Here is a 13993-nt window from a genome sequence, read left to right on the forward strand (position 1 = left end):
GATACTCTGCCATGAGGGCATGCGAGGGGAAGGTGAATGATCCACATCGTGGTTCTGCTTCTGGTTGGCCTGATGCCCGTCTCGGCGGCGCTCGCGCGAGATACCCTCACCTTCACCACTGAAGCCTATCCTCCCTACGCCTATCGCGAGGCGGACGGCAGCAGCCGCGGCGCCGGCATCGATCAGGTCACCGCGATGATGGCAGACATCGACAATCCCTTCCTGATCGAGATCATGCCCTGGGCGCGGGCAATCGCACTGGCCGAGACACAGCCGATGCATTGCGTCTTCGCCGCGGCCCGCACACCCGAGCGAGAGGCAAGGTTCAAATGGGTCCTGCCGCTCTTCATCGATCGGGCCATCCTCGTAACGCGGCAGGGTTCGGGACTGGCTTCCATCGACATGGAGGCTGCCAAGAGCCGTCTCGTGGGGACCCACAGAGCCGACTACACCGAAGTACTGCTCGAGGAGATGGGCTTCGGCAGCATCGATGTCAGCGCCGACTTCGGCACCACTGTTCGCAAGTTGATCGAGGGCCGCATCGAGCTGATGCCGATGTCCGAAAGCGTGTACCTGGAGATGCGTGCAAAGGGCATGCCCCTGGAGAAAGGCGTGACGCTAAGCACGCAGCCGCTCGGCTTTGCCTGCAGTCTGAGCCTGCCTGACGGTTTGATCACGCAGTTGCAGGCCGCTCTCGACAAGCTGATCTCGACGGGCGCCCAGGACCGCATCCTTGCCTCCTACGGAGTGGAGCGTCCCCGCTAACTACCGCCGAAACCGATTGACTTCCTCGTGCGTTCGCGCTGGAGAGGCAAGGAACGTTCGGAACTGGAACAAAAGACAATGCTGATCATCGCTGGGCTCGGCAACCCCGGAACGCAATATGCGGGCAATCGCCACAACATCGGCTTCATGGCCGTCGACCAGATCCAGCGTCGGCCGGGCTTCACCCCATGGTCGAAGAAGTTCAAGGCGTTGATCTCCGAAGGCGAGATCGCCGGCGAAAAGGTGCTGCTGATGAAGCCGCAGACCTTCATGAACGTGTCAGGCGAATCCGTTGGCGAGGCCATGCGCTTCTACAAGCTCGGGCCGCAGAACATCCTGGCGATCTACGACGAACTGGACCTGGTTCCCGGCAAGGCCCGCATCAAGATCGGCGGGGGGCACGGTGGTCACAACGGCATCAAGTCGCTCGATGCCCATTGCGGCAAGGAGTACCGCCGCCTGCGGCTCGGTATTGGCCATCCGGGCCACAAGGACCGCGTCCAGGGCCATGTGCTCGGCGATTTCGCCAAGAGCGACCGCGACTGGCTGGATCCGTTGATCGAGGCACTGGCCGACAATGCCGAAATGCTGGTGAAGGGCGAGGACTCGCAGCTCTTGAACAAGCTCGCGCTCGCCACGGGCACAAAGGCCGATGACGAGCCGGCAAAGCCCGCCAAGACACTGAAGCCGGCTGGCCAGTCCCATATCCGCCAGGCCCGCAATTTCAATCAGCCCAAGGCCCTGCCGACCACCGGCCCCATGGCCGCGATGCTGCAGAAGATGTTCGGCAAGAAGGAAAGCGACGAGTAGGCGGGCTCCGCTACTCCTCCGGCTCCGTCGTGAACATCAGCGGGAAGCCGGCTTCCTTGGCCAGATCGATCGCCTCCTTCGACTTCGTCTCGGCAATGTCGCGGGCACAAACCAGCACGACCGCGACACCCATGCGGTGCGCCGTCAGCATGACCCGAGATGCCGCCTCTTCGCTCATCCGGAAGACGGCCTTCAGCACCATCACCACAAATTCTCGGGGCGTATAGTCGTCGTTGACGAGCATCACCTTGTAGAGCTTCGGTCGCTCCAGCTTCGGCTTCGTCTTGGGCAGGAGGGTCGTGTCGTCCTTCGTCGGCATGATGGCTCGCGATGACGTTGATCTTGATCGACCTCCATTATCGCACCACGTCTGGGCCTGTTCAACCCGTGTCCAGAGGTCTGCGCCTCGCCTGCCGCAGTGCCAAGCCCTTGACCCCTCCGGTCGTTTATCCCATAGCCAAGGCAACAATCGTATCAAGCAACAGGTAATTCGACCCATGGGTTTCAAATGCGGCATCGTGGGCCTGCCGAATGTCGGCAAGTCGACGCTATTCAACGCTCTGACCAAGACGGCGGCGGCGCAGGCCGCCAACTATCCCTTCTGCACCATCGAGCCGAACACCGGTGAAGTGGCCGTGCCCGATCCGCGGATGAAGAAGCTCGCCGATATCGCCGGATCGAAGGAGATCATCCCGACCCGCATCGCCTTCGTCGACATCGCCGGCCTCGTGCGTGGCGCATCGAAGGGTGAAGGCCTCGGCAACAAGTTCCTCGCCAACATCCGCGAAGTGGATGCGGTGGTGCATGTGCTGCGCTGCTTCGAGGACGACGACATCACCCATGTCGAGGGCAAGATCGATCCGGTCGGCGATGCCGACACAATCGAGACCGAGCTGATGCTCGCCGACCTCGACAGCCTGGAGCGCCGCACCGAGCAGATGCGCAAGCGGGCGAAAAGCAACGACAAGGAAGCGACGACGCTGCTGCCGATGATGGACGCGTCCCTGAAACTTCTGCATGACGGAAAGCCTGTCCGCACGCTGCTGCCCAAGCTCGACGCCGAAGAGCTGGAGATCCTCAAGGGCCTGAACCTTCTGACCTCGCATCCGGTGCTCTATGTCTGCAATGTCGCAGAAGCCGATGCCGTCACCGGCAATGCCCATACAAAAGCCGTCGAGGCGATGGCCAAGGAGCAGGGCTCGGAATGCGTGATCATTTCGGCGGCGATCGAATCGGAAGTGGCGCAGCTGCCCGAGGAAGAATCCAAGGAATTCCTGGAGGCCCTCGGCCTCGAGGAAGCCGGCCTCGACCGCCTCATCCGCGCCGGCTACCACCTGCTCGACCTGATCACCTACTTCACCGTCGGTCCGAAGGAAACGCGTGCCTGGACGATCCCGCGCGGCACCAAGGCGCCGGCCGCCGCCGGTGTCATCCATACGGATTTTGAACGTGGCTTCATCCGCGCCTTCACCATCGCCTTTGACGACTATATCGCCTTCAAGGGCGAAGTGGGCGCCAAGGAAGCGGGCAAGGGGCGCGATGAAGGCAAGGAATACGTCGTCCAGGACGGCGACGTGATCCACTTCCGCTTCAACACCTGATCGCGTCTGGACAGAGCATCAAGAAAGGCGCCGCAAACCCGTTGCGGCGGCTTTTTCTATGGCGCGTCAGGTCCTCTTGGCGGGGCATGTGGAAATGCCGATAAGTGAATAGAGCGGGCACGTGCCCAGGGCTCCGGTCACCAGCGGAATGATCCCGATGAGCGCATAGTAGCGCCATCCGGCTTCCGGGTAGAGAAAGAACAGCGAGAGGATTGCGATCCCGGCGATGACGCGGAGAAACCTGTCGACGGTTCCGACGTTTTTGGCGAGCATGGAATATCTCCCTGAGGCTTTGTTGCCGATTGAAGTCTAGTCTCGTCATCCTTGGCGTCGGTGACTAAGTCACCAGCCTCTCCTGCCCCTCGCCCTGCGCCATCCGCACCAGTGCCCGACGGTCCCGGATGCGAACCCGACCCCTTTCGTTCTCGACCAGGCCCGTGGACGCCATTGCCTCCAGCCGCCGCGACACCACCTCCCGCGCCGACCCGATAGCCACAGCCAGCTCCTGGTGCGTGGCCTGCACAACATCTCCTTCGCCGGCCCGATCGACCAGCACGCGCGCCAGCCGCTCGCGGATGGAGGTGAAGGCCACCTGCTCCAGCAACACCATCATGTCGGCCAGCCGCGCCGCAAAATCCTTGAAGACAAACAGCCGAAAGCCCGCCGACTGCGCCACCAGGGTATCGAACAGAGGCTTTGGGATCATCGCCACGATCAGATCTGTCTCCGCAACCGCCTCGCAGGTATAGGCGGCATCGCCCAGCATTCCGAGCGTCGTCTGGACGCAGGTCTCGCCATCCCCCACCGCATAAAGCAGGATCTCGCGACCGCACCGCCCCGTCAGGTAGACCCCGACGCGACCCGACAGCAGCACGAGAAAAGCCTGTGCCCGGTCGCCCGGCCGAAAAAGGACCGAGCCTGACCGCACATGCACCGGCCGCAGGCCACCCAGCAAAGCAGAAGCCTCCGGTTCGAGCGAAGCGGGGAAAACTGCCTGATCGAGCCATCTGCTCATCTCGGCTCCTTGAAATCACTGTGGTTGCCACCCATTGTGCAGCCGAACGCAGGGAGGAACGTTGCGGATGATCAAACCGCGGTACTATTTCGAAGATTTCACCTCCGGTCGCTCCCTGCCACTCGCCGGTCATACGGTCAGCGCCGAAGAAATCGTCTCCTTTGCGTCAGAGTTCGACCCGCAGCCGATGCATCTTACCGAAGAAGGCGGAAAGGCCAGCATTCTCGGCGGGCTCTCCGCGTCTGGCTGGCACACGGCAAGTCTCTTCATGCGCATGATGTTCGACGGCTGGCTGTCGCAGACGGCTTCGGAAGGCTCGCCGGGCATCGAATTTATGGAGTGGAAACGGCCCGTTCTGGCTGGCGACACGCTCTCCGGCACTTCGACCGTCTCCGAATCCCGCGTCCTGCGGTCCCGCCCGGGCATCGGCCTGGTCACGTTTCTGCACGAGGTCAGGAACCAGAATGGCGTCCCCGTCATGAGAGGCGAGAACCCGATCATGATCCGCCTTCGCGCGCCGCAGGAGACACAGGCATGAAACTGATCGACCTCTCCCCTCCCGGCGACAGAGTGATCACCGGGAGCCTGCTGTTTACCGCAGAGGACATCATCCGCTTCGCGCGCCAGTTCGATCCCCAGCCCTTTCACATCGATGCGGAAGCGGCCAAGGCTTACGTCTTTGGCGGCCTCTGTGCCTCGGGCTGGCACACCTGTGCCGGCTGGATGAAGACCTATGTTGCCTATTGGACCGCCAAGGTGGAGAGCCTCGAACGCGAAGGTCTGGTTGCGCCGAAGCTCGGACCTTCAGCCGGCTTCAGGAAGCTCCAGTGGCTGAAGCCGGTCTATGCCGGCGACGAGATCACCTATTCGGTCGAGGTTGTCGGCAGCCGCTCCCTGGCCTCCCGCTCCGGGACACGGCTTAACCTCACGGTCAACGAAGGCGTCAACCAGAACGGCGATCTGGTCATGCGCTACGAGGGAACGGTCCTGGAGTTCGAATAGCCGGAGTTGGGAAAGCCGCCCCTGGCGGATCCGCTCAGTGTCCCGCAAATTCCATCAGCGTGCGCACCTCGACGCCGAGCGCCTCCAGCTTGCGGCGTCCGCCGAGGTCGGGCAGGTCGATGACGAAGCAGGCCGAGACGATCTCCGCCCCCTGCTGGCGCAAAAGCTTGACTGCACCTTCCGCGGTCCCGCCGGTGGCAATCAGGTCGTCCGTCAGGATCACCTTGTCGCCCGGCTTCACCGCATCCACGTGCATTTCCATCTCGTCGACGCCGTATTCCAAGCTGTAGGCGATCCGCACCGTCTGGTGCGGCAGCTTGCCCTTCTTGCGGATCGGCACGAAACCCGCGGAGAGCTGGTGCGCCAGGGCACCGCCGAGAATGAAGCCGCGCGCCTCGACCCCTGCGATCTTGTCGATGCCCAGGCCGGCATAGGGAGCCACCAGCTCATCGACGGCCTGCCGGAAGGCCACCGCGTCGCCGAGCAGAGTGGTGATGTCGCGGAAGATGATGCCGGGCTTCGGATAGTCCACGATCGAGCGGACGGTAGCGGCAAGGTCGATGGGCTTTGTCATGATGGACCGATGATTTGAGGCGGCTGGATCTTGGCCGGAAGGTAGCAATTCCGGCACCGTCGCCCAACAAAAAAAGGCGACCCGGAGGCCGCCTTTTTCTAATCCCCAGAGGCGAGGCCTCAGTGATCCTTGCTGGCGTAGACAGATTTCTTCGTCAGGTAGATCAGGCCGGTGAAGATCACCAGGAAGATCATGACCATGAAGCCCGTGCGCTTGCGCTCTTCGAGGTGCGGCTCGGCGGCCCACATCAGGAATGCCGACACGTCCTTGGAGTATTGGTCGAGGGTCTGCGGCGCGCCGTCGTCGTAGGTGACCTGATCGTCCGAGATCGGCGGCGCCATGGCGAGCGATGCGGCTGCGATGAAGTGCGGGTTGTAATAGGTACCTTCCGGCACTTCAACGCCCTCCGGCGGCTCTTCGTATCCCGTCAGCAGCGAGTAGATGTAGTCAGGCCCGCCTTCCTGGTACTGGGTGAAGATGTCGAAGACGAACTGCGGGAAGCCGCGGGTCACACCGCGCGCCTTGGCGATCAGTGAGAAGTCCGGCGGCACTGCACCATTGTTCGATGCCGCGGCAGCCTGCGGATTGGCATACGGAGACGGGAAGTAGTCCGAAGCAACGGCTGTCCGCTCGAACATGTCGCCGGCATCGTTCGGACCGTCCGTGACCTGGTAGTTGCCGGCGAAAGCCTTCACCTGCTCCTCGGAATACCCCAGCTCCTCCAACATGCGGAAGGAGACGAGCGACATCGAGTGGCAGGCGGAACAGACCTCGGTGTAGACCTTCAGGCCGCGCTGCAGCTGGCCCTTGTCGTAGTGGCCGAATGGTCCGGCAAAGCTCCAGTCGACTTCCTTTGGATGCTTCAGCGGATAGTGCGGCGTCGCACCTGCCTCATGGGCACCTTCCGCTGCGGCGTGCTCTTCCTGTGCCACGGCGGCAACGCCGAAGCCAAGACCTGCCACCAGGGCCAGCGAAAGGACGCTTGTAACAAGCTTTTTCATACGTTTATTCCCTCTCGGTCTCGGCTATCGGACGCTAGCTTCGCCAGGCTTGAGCTTTTCCATGTCGGACTTGTTCTTCTTGGCGAGCACCGCCTCGGTGATCGAGTTCGGAATTCGCCGCGGTGTTTCGAACAGGCCGAGCAGTGGCATGATCACCAGGAAGAAACCGAAGTAGTAGAGCGTGCCGAGCTGCGACAGGATCACGTAGATGCCCTCAGCCGGCATGGCACCGAGCCAGCCCAGCAGGATGGAATTGGCCACGAAGATCCAGAAGAACAGCTTGTACCAGGGACGATAGACGGCCGAACGGACCTTGGAGGTATCGAGCCAGGGAAGGAAGAACAACACGATGATCGAGCCGAACATCACCAGGACGCCACCGAGCTTGGAATCGATCGGGCCGACGTTGAAGGTAATGGCGCGCAGCATCGCGTAGAACGGCAGATAGTACCATTCCGGAACGATGTGCGACGGCGTCTTCAGGGCGTCCGCCGGAATGTAGTTGTCCGGGTGACCCAGGTAGTTCGGCATGTAGAAGACGAACCAGGCAAACACGATCAGGAAGACCGAGATGCCGAGCGCATCCTTGAGAGTGGCATAGGGAGTGAAAGCGACCGTATCGGTCTTGGTCTTCACCTCGACGCCGGTCGGGTTCGTCTGGCCGGTGACATGCAGCGCCCAGATGTGCAGCACGACGACGCCGGCGATCATGAACGGCAGCAGGTAGTGCAGCGAGAAGAAGCGGTTCAGCGTCGGCTGATCCACCGCAAAGCCGCCGAGCAGGAACTGCTGGATCCACTCGCCGACCAGCGGGAAGGCCGAGAAGAAGCCGGTGATGACGGTCGCGCCCCAGAAGGACATCTGCCCCCAGGGCAGCACATAGCCCATGAAGCCGGTTGCCATCATAAGCAGGTAGATGACGACGCCGAGGATCCAGAGGATCTCGCGCGGCGCCTTATAGGAGCCGTAGTAGAGGCCGCGGGCGATGTGCAGGTAGACGGCGATGAAGAAGAACGACGCGCCGTTGGCGTGCATGTAGCGCAGCAGCCAGCCGTGGTTGACGTCGCGCATGATCTTTTCGACCGAATTGAACGCAACTGCGGTATCGGCTGCATAGTGCATGGCAAGCACGACGCCGGTCAGGATCTGCACGATCAGCATGACCGACAGCATTGCGCCGAAGGTATAGGCATAGTTCAGATTGCGGGGAACGGGATAGGCAACGAAACTGTCATGCATCATTCGCGGCAAGGGAAGCCGGGAATCGATCCATTTCTCGATGCCGGAAGCCGGCTGGTATGTAGAATGACCGCTCATAAGTTAGAACCCCTCACCCGATCTGGATCACTGTGTCGGACGTAAATGTGAAAGTCGGCACCGGCAGGTTGGTCGGCGCTGGACCTCTCCGGATCCGGCCCGCGGTATCGTAGTGCGAGCCGTGGCAGGGACAGAACCAGCCGCCGAAGTCGCCGGACTGGCCCAGAGGAACGCAGCCGAGATGGGTGCAGGAACCGATCATGACGATCCAGTTTTCCTTGCCCTCGCCAGCGGAACGCGCAAGATCGGTCGCTTCCGCAGTGGCATCGATGTTGTCGTTGCGAGCGATCGGATCCTTCAGATCCGTGAGCTGAACCGCATTCGCCTCTTCGACTTCCTGCGCTGTCCGGTTGCGGATGAACACCGGCTTGCCGCGCCATTTGACGGTCAGCGACATGCCGGGCTCGAGGGCAGAAACGTCGACCTCGATGGACGCCAGAGCCAGCGTCGATGCATCGGGACGCATCTGGTCGATGAACGGCCAGGCCACCGCCACCGCACCGACGGCCGCCGCCATTCCGGTCGTCAGGTAAAGGAAATCACGGCGGGTTGGTTCGCCCGCTGTTTCGCTGTGTGTTTCGTGCTCGCTCACGGCTCAAACATCCTTCTCACGCATTTCGCGAAAACCCGCGTCTGCCCTTACGACGGGAAAGCGATTCTGGCCACAATTGGGACACAGATTCCCCGGCAATTTCGCGCCTTCTATGCTTGATCGCAAAATATGTCCAGTCTCGGCAATAGCATAGAAGCCAGTTTGTCGCGGCAAATCCAGCCCCTATTTCAACAGCGGCATCAAGTGGCCGTAATCAGTCCTGAGCGACCGTGCAAGGCCACCCTGTTCGGGAAGGCCGAATACCCCATGCGGCGCGATGGAATAGGGTCTTCGCATTGCAGCAATGGGTGGCCCGTGGTAGGTCGCGAGGACCAGACGACCAGCGGGACAGGCTGAATGAGAGATTTTGTATCGAGTGCGATCTGCGTCATCGTGTCGCTCGTTCTCTTCACCATCGGCGTCCGCTATGTGGGCAGCGCCTGGATCATCGGCACCTTCGAGAGCCTGCAACTCCATCTGTCGATCGCCAGTGTCGTGGCTCTGCTGCTTGCGCTGGGCTTCAGACGCGGCATTTTGCCGGGAGTTCTGCTCGCCATAGCTGTTGTCTTCCTCATCCATTCGATCTGGATGCCGCGTGACTTTGCCCAGCCGCCGATTGCCGTGGCAGCAACCGGAGATCCGATGCTCCGGCTGATGTCTTTCAACATCCTGATGGACAACACCGAAAACGGCGGGGCGATTGCGCAGATGATCCTGGCATCTGGCGCCGATGTGGTGAACGTCATGGAATCCGAACCCCTCATGGCGCATCTGGCGGCACTGTCCGCCGTCTACCCCTACCGCATCGGCTGTGGCGAGATGACCCGTAGATGCGACCTGATGATGCTGTCGAAGCGCCCTCTCCTCGAGCCGTCAGTGGCCAGCCTGAGCAATGTCTTCGAGGAACGGATGCTGCTGGCCAGGCTGGACTTCGGCGGCCGTCCCCTGCACATCGCAGCAATCCACACCACCAAGCCCTACTTCGATAATTTCCAACGCTATGAACTGGACGTTGCCGCACGCCGGCTGAACCGCATTGCGGGGCCGGTGATCCTGTCTGGCGATTTCAACGCTTCCAGTCTGGCATCCAACGTCCGCGAGTTCCTGCAGGAGACGGGCCTGAGAACGGCAGAACGTGAGCCGGCGACTTGGCCGATACAGGCCGGTTCCCTCGGCGTCCCGATCGATCACGTCTTCGTTCGTCCGCCGCTTGGCATCGCTTCGCTGGAGCGGCTGCCGGATGCGTTGGGATCCAATCACTCCGGCCTGATCGCCGAGATTGCGGTTCCGGCGAACTGACTATCCTCACTGCGCGGCGTCGGCCGCCAGAAAGCCGCCGGATTGGCGCGCCCAAAGATCGGCGTAGATCCCGTTTGCGGCCACCAGCTCGTTGTGTGTCCCCTGCTCCACGATCTGGCCTCTGTCGACCACGATCAGCCGGTCGAGGGCCGCGATCGTCGACAGCCGGTGAGCAATCGCCAGCACAGTCTTGCCCTGCATCAGGCGCACGAGGTTGGATTGAATGGCCGCCTCCACCTCCGAATCGAGCGCCGAGGTCGCCTCGTCCAGAACCAGGATCGGCGCGTTCTTCAGCATCACTCGCGCAATCGCAATCCTCTGCCTCTGCCCGCCGGACAGCTTGACGCCGCGTTCGCCCACATGAGCGTCGTAGCCCTTGCGTCCGCGCTGGTCCTCGAGGGAGGCGATGAAGTCATCGGCTTCGGCGCGCTCGGCCGCCTGCCGCAACTGCTCTTCCGTGGCATCGGGGCGCCCGAACAGAATGTTGTCACGGATCGAGCGATGCAGCAGCGAGGTGTCTTGCGTCACCATGCCGATCTGCGCCCGCAGCGATTCCTGCGTCACCTGTGAAATATCCTGCCCGTCGATCAGGATGCGGCCGGACTCAATGTCGTAGAAGCGCAGCAGCAGGTTGACGAGCGTCGACTTGCCGGCGCCGGACCGACCTACGATGCCGATCTTTTCTCCCGGCCGAACGACGAGCGACAGGCTGTCGATCACGTCCTTGCCGTTGCCATAGTCGAAGTGGACGTTCTCGAAGCGGATTTCCGGCACGTTGACCGTTAGCGGCTTGGCATCGGGCGCGTCGACAAGCCCGATCGGCTTGGAGATCAGCTCGGAGGAATTCTGGATCGTGCCGATGTTGCGCATCAGGCCGTTCAGCTGCGTCATCAGCCGTCCGAGCAGGAAGTTCAGCCTTAGCATCAGCGCCAGCGTGAAGGCGACCGCACCGGAGCTGATGATCCCGCCGAGCCAGAGATGGATGCTGAGCCCCGCCATCATGACGATCATCGTACTGGAGAGCAGCGCCATGCAGGCCCGGACCCCGGTCAGCATCCGCGTGAACCGCAGGATCGTGGCCTGGAAGCTGTTGAAGCCATTCAGCATGTAGCTGTCGTTGGCCTCGTCGCTGCCGAACAGCTTCAGCGTCTGGATGTTGGAATAGGCGTCCACCATGCGCCCGCTGATCATCGAACCGGCTTCCGCCGAAGCCTTGGCATTTTCCCGGATGCGCGGCACGAAGTACCGGGCAAGGGCTGCAAAGACGGCAAGCCAGACCAGCACGACCCCGGCCATCCGCAGGTCGAGCTGCGCCACCAGCACCAGCGTCGAGACCGAATAGATCACCACGAACCAGACGCTTTCCATCAGCGTCGTCAGCACGTCCCCCGTCGCCTGCCCCGCCGACCAGACCTTGGTGACGATGCGGCCGGAGAAATCGTTCTGGAAGAACGACAGCGATTGCCGCGAGACATGCAGGTAGGATTGCCAGCGCACCAGGTTGTAGAAGCCCGGCGTGATGATCTGCTGGTCGATCAGGGCCGTCAGGAAGGCGATCAGAAACCGTCCGACGCCGACGACAAGCGCCATGAACAGCAGTTCCCGGCCGTGCGAGGCCATCAGCCCGCTCCAGCCGTCGGCGGGCTGGATGGTATCGAGGATGTCGACCAGCCGACCGACGAACCAGAACATCGCCGCCTCGACGCCGGCCGCAAGTCCGCCGAGAACCAGCATGGCGAGGAACGGCAGCTTGGCCTGGCGCACATAGAACCAGACGAAGGCAACGAGTCCTTGCGGCGGCTTCAGGTCGTCATGCCTTGCGAAGGGCTGGATCCAGTTCTCAAACAGGCGGAAGGTGGCTCTGATCATGCGCCCGATATAGTCCGCTTCGCAGGTGCGGCAAAGGGCAACAGAGCTTACATTTCCGTAATCGCGCGGAGGCGCCGGTTTCCCTGTGGGAAAGCTCCGCGCGGCACGCACACCCCTCGCCCATGAAAAAGCCTCCGCGGATGGGCCGCGGAGGCTTGGCTCAAGGCATGACGATCACCCCTATTCGGCGGCAGCGTCTTTCGCCGCATCATCGCCGATGAAGCCACCGGACTGGCGGCTCCAGAGATCCGCATAGATGCCGCCGGAGTTGGCGAGCTCCTGGTGATTTCCCGTCTCGACGATCCGGCCCTTGTCCAGAACGATCAGCCGGTCCATCTCCGTCAGCGTCGACAGCCGGTGGGCGATGGCGATCACCGTCTTGCCTTCCATCAACGAGAACAGGTTTTCCTGGATCGCCGCCTCCACCTCGGAATCGAGCGCCGAGGTCGCCTCGTCGAGCACGAGGATCGGCGCATCCTTGAGGAAGACCCGCGCGATCGCGATCCGCTGCCGCTGGCCGCCCGAGAGCTTCACGCCACGCTCACCGACATGGGCATCAAGCCCGGTACGCCCCTGCAAGTCGGAAAGCCCCTGGATGAAGTCCCAGGCATTGGCCCGCCTGGCAGCCTCGATGATCTCCGCATCGCTCGCCTGCGGCTTGCCGTAGGCGATGTTGTCACGGATCGACCGATGCAGCAGCGAGGTGTCCTGCGTCACCACACCGACGAGCGCCCGCAGGCTCTCCTGCGAAACCTGCGAGATGTCCTGCCCGTCGATCGTGATCCGGCCGGATTCCAGATCGTAGAAACGCAGCAGCAGGTTCATCAGCGTCGTCTTGCCCGCACCCGAGCGGCCCACGAGGCCGATCTTCTCGCCGGCGCGGATGTCGAGCGTCAGATCGTCGATCACGCCCTTCGTCTTGCCGTAGTGGAAGCGGACGTTCTCGTAGCAGATCTGCCCCTTCTTCGTCTGAAGTTCGGTTGCGGCGGGAACGTCCGTGACGTCATGCGGCTTCGTCATCATCGACATCCCGTCGTAGACGGTGCCGATCGCTTCGAAGAGCGCCGAGACCTCCCACATGATCCACTGCGACATCCCGTTGATGCGCATGGCAAGGCCGATCGCCACAGCCACGGAGCCGACGGAAACTTCACCCGTTAGCCAGAACGAAATGCTCGCAGCCGCCACCGCAAAGATGGTCACCGCGTTGTTGATGTCGACGCAGATGTTGAGAAGCGAGATCTGCCGCATCTGCCGGTGCACCGTGCCAAGAAACTCGTCCATGCCTTCACGGGCATAGCTTTCCTCGCGCCCCGCATGGGAGAAAAGTTTCACGGTACCGATGTTGGTGTAGCTGTCGACGATCCGGCCGGTCATCATCGAACGGGCATCGGCCTGCTCGCTGGACGACTTCCTGAGCTTGGGGATGAAGTACCAGAGGATCAGGCTGTAGAAGACGAACCACATCACCAGCGGCACGACGAGCCGCCAGTCCACGACCAGCACCAGCGCCAGCATCGAGATGAAGAAGCTGATCGCATAGACGAAGACGTCGATGATCTTCATCACCGTCTCGCGGATGGCGAGCGAGGTCTGCATCACCTTCGTCGAGACCCGGCCCGCGAACTCGTTGGCGAAGAAGGTCATGGAGTGGCGCAGCAGGAAGCGGTGCATCTGCCAGCGGGCGATCATCGGGAAATTGCCGGCCAGCACCTGGTGCATGGTCATCGTGTGGATGGCACCGGCAAGCGGCAGCACCAGCAGCAGCACGGCAGCCATCCAGGTCAGGCGTCCGCTCTCCTGCTGCAGGAAGGTCGCGCGGTCGGCATTCGACAGCCAGTCGATGATATTGCCGAGGAACTGGTAGAGGAAGACCTCAGCCACGGCGATGACCATCGAGCAGATGCCGAGCAGCAGCAGCCAGGGCCAGGTTGGCTTCGTGTAGTGCCAGCAGAAGGCGACCAACCCCTTCGGCGGCAGGCCGGGCGGATCGGCCGGATAGGGATCCACACGCCGTTCGAACCAGGAAAACATCGTCATACTCCAAAAGGCTGGCGTCGGAACCGCATCCGCGGAGACACGCGAACGTCGGGACACCGGAAACTAGGGCCGAGGCCAGGAACGGCCACGAGGAAATCGGGAAATTTC

The 13993-nt window shown here is 62.1% G+C and carries 15 protein-coding genes; 6 read left to right on the forward strand and 9 right to left on the reverse strand.

Annotation, left to right across the window (positions count from 1 at the left end; translation table 11 throughout):
• Positions 1–36: 36 nt before the first annotated feature.
• Both M1E10_RS19615 and pth read left to right on the forward strand, forming a co-directional pair.
• Complete coding sequence (locus tag M1E10_RS19615) at positions 37–765, forward strand: substrate-binding periplasmic protein (protein WP_499174471.1); 729 nt, start codon at positions 37–39, stop codon at positions 763–765.
• Positions 766–843: 78 nt separating this feature from the next.
• Entirely contained in the window at positions 844–1575 is a 732-nt protein-coding gene (gene pth / locus M1E10_RS19620; RefSeq protein ID WP_499174472.1) for an aminoacyl-tRNA hydrolase, read from the forward strand.
• A gap of 10 nt (positions 1576–1585) precedes the next feature.
• On the opposite strand, the gene clpS is transcribed toward pth, so the two are convergent.
• Entirely contained in the window at positions 1586–1894 is a 309-nt protein-coding gene (gene clpS, locus M1E10_RS19625; RefSeq protein WP_037111663.1) for an ATP-dependent Clp protease adapter ClpS, read from the reverse strand.
• Between the two features lie 178 nt (positions 1895–2072).
• On the opposite strand from clpS, the gene ychF reads away from it, so the two are divergent.
• The gene (ychF, locus tag M1E10_RS19630; protein ID WP_499174473.1) at positions 2073–3176 is read left to right on the forward strand and encodes a redox-regulated ATPase YchF; all 1104 of its coding nucleotides are present in this window, start codon (positions 2073–2075) and stop codon (positions 3174–3176) included.
• 66 nt (positions 3177–3242) lie between these two features.
• On the opposite strand, the gene M1E10_RS19635 is transcribed toward ychF, so the two are convergent.
• A complete protein-coding gene (locus tag M1E10_RS19635; protein WP_499174475.1) occupies positions 3243–3449 on the reverse strand; it encodes a YgaP family membrane protein in 207 nt (68 codons plus the stop codon).
• Between the two features lie 64 nt (positions 3450–3513).
• On the reverse strand, positions 3514–4191 hold the full coding sequence (locus M1E10_RS19640; protein ID WP_499174476.1) for a Crp/Fnr family transcriptional regulator: 678 nt from the start codon (positions 4189–4191) through the stop codon (positions 3514–3516).
• Between the two features lie 67 nt (positions 4192–4258).
• On the opposite strand from M1E10_RS19640, the gene M1E10_RS19645 reads away from it, so the two are divergent.
• Both M1E10_RS19645 and M1E10_RS19650 read left to right on the forward strand, forming a co-directional pair.
• Positions 4259–4729, forward strand: a complete 471-nt coding sequence (locus M1E10_RS19645; protein ID WP_499174477.1) for a MaoC family dehydratase — start codon at positions 4259–4261, stop codon at positions 4727–4729.
• Complete coding sequence (locus tag M1E10_RS19650) at positions 4726–5193, forward strand: MaoC family dehydratase (RefSeq protein WP_499174478.1); 468 nt, start codon at positions 4726–4728, stop codon at positions 5191–5193. Before M1E10_RS19645 ends, M1E10_RS19650 begins: the two co-directional genes overlap by 4 nt.
• Positions 5194–5227: 34 nt before the next feature.
• Here the strand turns inward: M1E10_RS19650 and M1E10_RS19655 are convergent, their stop codons facing one another.
• The 4 genes from M1E10_RS19655 to petA form a co-directional block, all read right to left on the reverse strand.
• Positions 5228–5767: a purine phosphoribosyltransferase family protein gene (locus tag M1E10_RS19655; protein ID WP_499174479.1), complete on the reverse strand. Its 540-nt coding sequence runs from the start codon at positions 5765–5767 to the stop codon at positions 5228–5230.
• A gap of 119 nt (positions 5768–5886) precedes the next feature.
• Positions 5887–6768 (reverse strand): cytochrome c1, encoded by an 882-nt coding sequence (locus M1E10_RS19660; protein WP_499174480.1) that lies wholly within the window; start codon positions 6766–6768, stop codon positions 5887–5889.
• Between the two features lie 24 nt (positions 6769–6792).
• Positions 6793–8085: a cytochrome b gene (locus M1E10_RS19665; protein ID WP_499174481.1), complete on the reverse strand. Its 1293-nt coding sequence runs from the start codon at positions 8083–8085 to the stop codon at positions 6793–6795.
• Between the two features lie 13 nt (positions 8086–8098).
• Positions 8099–8677, reverse strand: a complete 579-nt coding sequence (petA, locus tag M1E10_RS19670) for a ubiquinol-cytochrome c reductase iron-sulfur subunit (protein ID WP_499174482.1) — start codon at positions 8675–8677, stop codon at positions 8099–8101.
• A 357-nt stretch (positions 8678–9034) separates the two neighbouring features.
• On the opposite strand from petA, the gene M1E10_RS19675 reads away from it, so the two are divergent.
• Positions 9035–9976 (forward strand): endonuclease/exonuclease/phosphatase family protein, encoded by a 942-nt coding sequence (locus M1E10_RS19675; protein ID WP_499174483.1) that lies wholly within the window; start codon positions 9035–9037, stop codon positions 9974–9976.
• Positions 9977–9982: 6 nt separating this feature from the next.
• On the opposite strand, the gene M1E10_RS19680 is transcribed toward M1E10_RS19675, so the two are convergent.
• Together M1E10_RS19680 and M1E10_RS19685 are read right to left on the reverse strand one after the other, a co-directional pair.
• Positions 9983–11845, reverse strand: a complete 1863-nt coding sequence (locus tag M1E10_RS19680) for an ABC transporter ATP-binding protein (RefSeq protein WP_499174484.1) — start codon at positions 11843–11845, stop codon at positions 9983–9985.
• 180 nt (positions 11846–12025) lie between these two features.
• Positions 12026–13879: an ABC transporter ATP-binding protein gene (locus M1E10_RS19685; RefSeq protein ID WP_499174485.1), complete on the reverse strand. Its 1854-nt coding sequence runs from the start codon at positions 13877–13879 to the stop codon at positions 12026–12028.
• Positions 13880–13993 lie beyond the last annotated feature (114 nt).

The organism is Rhizobium sp. PK7-22 (assembly GCF_056530405.1).

Excerpts from the sequence above, each read along its gene's own strand:
- M1E10_RS19615 (WP_499174471.1), top strand. The coding sequence starts at position 37 with ATGATCCACATCGTGGTTCTGCTTCTGGTTGGCCTGATGCCCGTCTCG.
- pth (WP_499174472.1), top strand. The coding sequence starts at position 844 with ATGCTGATCATCGCTGGGCTCGGCAACCCCGGAACGCAATATGCGGGC.
- clpS (WP_037111663.1), bottom strand. The coding sequence starts at position 1,894 with ATGCCGACGAAGGACGACACGACCCTCCTGCCCAAGACGAAGCCGAAG.
- ychF (WP_499174473.1), top strand. The coding sequence starts at position 2,073 with ATGGGTTTCAAATGCGGCATCGTGGGCCTGCCGAATGTCGGCAAGTCG.
- M1E10_RS19635 (WP_499174475.1), bottom strand. The coding sequence starts at position 3,449 with ATGCTCGCCAAAAACGTCGGAACCGTCGACAGGTTTCTCCGCGTCATC.
- M1E10_RS19640 (WP_499174476.1), bottom strand. The coding sequence starts at position 4,191 with ATGAGCAGATGGCTCGATCAGGCAGTTTTCCCCGCTTCGCTCGAACCG.
- M1E10_RS19645 (WP_499174477.1), top strand. The coding sequence starts at position 4,259 with ATGATCAAACCGCGGTACTATTTCGAAGATTTCACCTCCGGTCGCTCC.
- M1E10_RS19650 (WP_499174478.1), top strand. The coding sequence starts at position 4,726 with ATGAAACTGATCGACCTCTCCCCTCCCGGCGACAGAGTGATCACCGGG.
- M1E10_RS19655 (WP_499174479.1), bottom strand. The coding sequence starts at position 5,767 with ATGACAAAGCCCATCGACCTTGCCGCTACCGTCCGCTCGATCGTGGAC.
- M1E10_RS19660 (WP_499174480.1), bottom strand. The coding sequence starts at position 6,768 with ATGAAAAAGCTTGTTACAAGCGTCCTTTCGCTGGCCCTGGTGGCAGGT.
- M1E10_RS19665 (WP_499174481.1), bottom strand. The coding sequence starts at position 8,085 with ATGAGCGGTCATTCTACATACCAGCCGGCTTCCGGCATCGAGAAATGG.
- M1E10_RS19675 (WP_499174483.1), top strand. The coding sequence starts at position 9,035 with ATGAGAGATTTTGTATCGAGTGCGATCTGCGTCATCGTGTCGCTCGTT.
- M1E10_RS19680 (WP_499174484.1), bottom strand. The coding sequence starts at position 11,845 with ATGATCAGAGCCACCTTCCGCCTGTTTGAGAACTGGATCCAGCCCTTC.
- M1E10_RS19685 (WP_499174485.1), bottom strand. The coding sequence starts at position 13,879 with ATGTTTTCCTGGTTCGAACGGCGTGTGGATCCCTATCCGGCCGATCCG.